2 protein-coding genes are annotated in these 3841 nt (G+C 71.3%); both read right to left on the reverse strand.

What is annotated here, in order from left to right:
• Positions 1-263: 263 nt before the first annotated feature.
• Positions 264-2129 (reverse strand): LCP family protein, encoded by a 1866-nt coding sequence (locus tag G3I42_RS07075; protein WP_239096315.1) that lies wholly within the window; start codon positions 2127-2129, stop codon positions 264-266.
• Between the two features lie 182 nt (positions 2130-2311).
• Positions 2312-3841 (reverse strand): LCP family protein (locus G3I42_RS07080; RefSeq protein ID WP_164283422.1); only part of this gene is annotated, 1530 nt, incomplete at its 5' end.

Raw genomic sequence — 3841 nt, forward strand, 5'->3', positions numbered from 1 at the left:
GCGGGAGACGGCCGGCGCGGGGGGCCGGGCGGGGGCCCGGGGCGCGGCGGGGACGGGGGCTGGGGCTGCTGGGGGCGGGCACGGCACCTCCGCACGGGTGGCACTGCCGCGCGGACGGCACGGCGGGACGGGATGAGCCAGACCGTAAGCCGGTATGACTGTCGTATCGCCGTACTGGCCGATCCGCCGCGCCTCAGGTCCCCCCTTTGGCGGCAGGGCGCCGGGCAGGGTCCCCGTCCCCACCCCGGGGACGCCCCCCGTCGTCACCACGAGTACGCCGGGTCCACCTTCATGCACGCCGAGTCGTCCGCGCCGTTGAGCGCCTGCGCCGACTTCGGCAGCGCGTCGTCATCGTCGTCGTCCTTCTTCGGGAAGCGCGTGCCCTCGCGCCAGTCGGAGCCGATCACGACGGTGACGCCCGTGACGTCCGCGCTCTCCTTGACGCGCCGCAGCGGGATCTTCAGCGCCTTCGCGACCGACTGCGCGTCGGCCTCGGCGTCCCCGCCCGGGTAGCGGACCTCCGTCTTGTCCTCGCTGCCGGTGTGCGTCTGGTCGGCGGTCGTGCGCGCGAAGTCCTTGGAGAGGAGCTGTTGCGCGATGGTTCCCGCGCGCTCCGGTACGAGGGCGAGCTGGTCGGTCGCCGTGGCGTTGCGCACGGACACCTCGACCTCGCCGGGCGCGACGGCCTGGTCGCTGATGTCCTTGACCTTCGGCTTCTTCTTGTCCTTGCCGTCGAGCGCGATGTCCTCGCGCACGAGCCGCCACAGCTGTTCCGCGTCCCCCGCCTTCGGCGACACGCGGGGGCCCTCGTAGACGAACGGCATCGTTGTCAGCGTGATGCGCTCCGGGGGGACCGCGCGCAGGTCGTTGCTGAGGTCGTAGATCTTCTTGACGCTGCCGAGGGCGTCGTCGACGGTGAGCGCCTTCGTCGCCGCCTCGGCGAGCGAGCGGAGCTTGCCGGGGTTGGCGAGCGTCGCGTTCTCGCGCAACTGCCGCACCATGGCGCTCATGTACATGTGCTGGGCCTGGGCGCGCCCGATGTCGGTGCCGTCGCCGAAGCCGTAGCGCGTGCGCAGCCACTGGAGCGCCTGCTTGCCCTTGACCGGGTGCGTGCCCTTCTCCAGCTTGAGGCCCGAGCCCTTGCCCGTGGAGGTGTGCGAGTAGATGTTGCGGTCCACGCAGACGGGGACGCCGCCGACCGCGTCGGCCATCGAGACGACGCCGGAGAAGTCGACCATCATGAAGTGGTCGATGTGGATGCCGGTCGTCGCCTCCCACGTGGCGACGGTGCACCCCGGGCCGCCGCGCCCGAGGGTCTCGTTCGTCATGTGCCGGGTGGTCGTGGCCGGGTAGACCTGACCGGTGTCGGGGTCCTTGCACTCGGGGAGCTTGAGGAGCGTGTCGCGCGGCATGCTCACGACCGACATGTTGCTGCGGTCCGCCGAGACGTGCACGAGCATCTGGACGTCGGCGAGCGGTTTGCCGCCCACGGTCTCCTTCGCGCCGCCGAGCTTCAGGTTCTCCTCCGTGTTCCGGCTGTCGGAGCCGATCACGAGGATGTTCAGCGGCGTCTGCCCGGCTGTGTTCGGGGTCGGCGCGGGCGGGCGCTTCTCCGGTGCCACGGGGGTCAGTTCGGCCTTGACGATGTTGCCGTTGAGGTGCTGGTAGTAGAGGTAGCCCGCGGTCGCGGTGCCGGCGATCAGCACGGCGAGCGAGAACGCCGACCAGGCCAGCACGCGCCGCGCCCGGCGCCGCTTGCGGGGCGGGTCGGGGACGGCAGCCGCTACGGGGTCGGGGACGGAACCCGGTACGGGGCCGGGGGCGGCGTCCGGCGCGGGGTCCGGCGCGGCGTCTGATGCGGGGCCGGGCGCGGGGGGCGTCGGGGCGTCCGGCGCGGAGACCGTCGCGTCCTCCGCCGCGGGCTCCGGCTCGTCCGCCGCCTCCCGTGCGGAACCGGCCTCCGCCTCCGCCGCTGCCCCCGCTATGCCGTCCGGGTCCTGCCCGGGTATTCGCCCGTCGGGGGCCTCGGACGCGTCGCCCGGCGCGGGCCCGGGTGCCGGTTCCCCCGCCCGTTCGGACTCCCCCCGACCGAGCCCCGGGAGCTTCCCGCTCGCCGTGTCACCCGTCATCTCGTCCCGCCTTCCCGCCCCATGCCTGTCCGGCACCCCTCGGTGCCGGGCCGTGGCCCCCACCCTGAGACCTGCGAACACGCCGAAACGTTGTGCCGGTGGTCATGGTGGAGCCAACATGCCGGGCGGGAGGCTCCCTTGCCTCCCGCCTGCCCCCTTTTTTCCCGCGCGTGCGGGCCCGTTCAGGACGCGCAGACCTTCTTGTCCGCCTCTTGGCGCGGGACGGCCTTCGGCGCCTCCTTCGGCGCCGTGATCGAGACACCGGGACCCTTGAAATCGGGCCCGAGGACGAGCTTCATCGCCGGCAGCCCCTGGTCGTTCTCGATGCTCTCGCCGGGCTTGAGCGCGGACCCCGGCAGCCCCATGATCTCGGCGAGCTTGCGCGCCTGCGGGGCCTGGTCGGGCGCGTACTCCAGCGTCGTGGCCTTCTGCTTGGGCGCGTCGCCCTGCTGACTCGACTTGGTGACGCCCTGGTTGGTCTGGAGCCAGGTCAGCTGGCCCTGCGCCATCCCGGTCGCCGCACCGCCGTTGAAGACCTCCACGCGGATGTCGGCCGCCTCGGACTTGCTGCCCTTGAGCCGCGCCTCCTCGGCTTTCTTCTCCTTGCTCTCCGCGGCTTTCTTCTTGCTGTTGACCTCGGTGAGCGAGACGTCGTCCTTCATCATCGCGAAGAGCGGTTCCGCGTTCGCCTGGTCGAGGACGACGGTGGCGTGCACCTTCTCCGCCGGATTGTCGACCACCGGGAGCGTCGCGAAGGTGATGTTCTTCGGGTTGATGTGCTGCAACTCCTTGGCCAGCGACATCAGTTTGGTGATGCTGCCGATCCCGGAGTCGACCGTCAGCGCGTTGGTCGCCGCCTCGGCGACCTTGTAGAGCTTCTTCGGACTCGTCAGCGTGTCCTCGGACTTGAGCTGGCGGGCGAGCGAACCGAGGAACTGCTGCTGGACCTTGATGCGGTCCAGGTCGCCCTGGTTGCCGAAGCTGTGCCGGGTACGGACGAAGGCGAGCGCCTGCTCGCCCTGCACCTTGTGCGTCCCGGCCGAGAGCTTGAGGTGCGAGTCGGGGTCGTCGACGTCCTTCGCCACGCACACCTCGACGCCGTTGACGGCCGTCGTCAGGTTCTTGACCGCGTTGAAGTCGGCCATCATGAAGTGGTCGACCTTGAGCCCGGTCAGCTTGGTGACCGTGCGCATCGTGCAGCCCGGGTCACGGCCCTCCTGCCCGAGGCTCGTGTTGAAGCGGACGTTCTGCGTGCCGGGGATCGTCTTCGTGGTGCCGTCGTCCTGCTTGGTCGGGCAGTCCGGGATGTTCGTGATGAGGTCGCGCGGGATGCTGAGCCCGGTCGCGTTGGTGCGGTCGGCGGAGACGTGGAGCAGGATGTTGGTGTCGGCGTGGCCCGGGCTGTCCTTGTCCCCGTACCCCTCGTTGCCCTTGCCGGTGCGCTTGTCGGTGCCGATGACCAGGATGTTGATCGGTCCGTCCGGGGCGGCTTCCTTGTTGCCCGCGTCGCCGATGTCGACCTTGTCTATGTTGCCGTTGAGGTGCCGGTAGTAGGCGTACCCGCTGGCCGCCACCGCGACGAGGACGAAGCCGAGCCCCCCGGCCGTCCACAGCAGCGCCTTCTTCTTGCCGCCGCCCTTGCGCGCCTTGCGCGAGGCGGCCCGCCCGCCGCCCTGTTTGCGGGCCGCCGCCCGCCCGCCGCCCGCCGCCTC

The sequence above is a fragment of the Streptomyces sp. SID11385 genome (genome assembly GCF_010548245.1).
GTDB lineage: Bacteria > Actinomycetota > Actinomycetes > Streptomycetales > Streptomycetaceae > Streptomyces.

Excerpts from the sequence above, each read along its gene's own strand:
- G3I42_RS07075 (WP_239096315.1), bottom strand. The coding sequence starts at position 2,129 with ATGACGGGTGACACGGCGAGCGGGAAGCTCCCGGGGCTCGGTCGGGGG.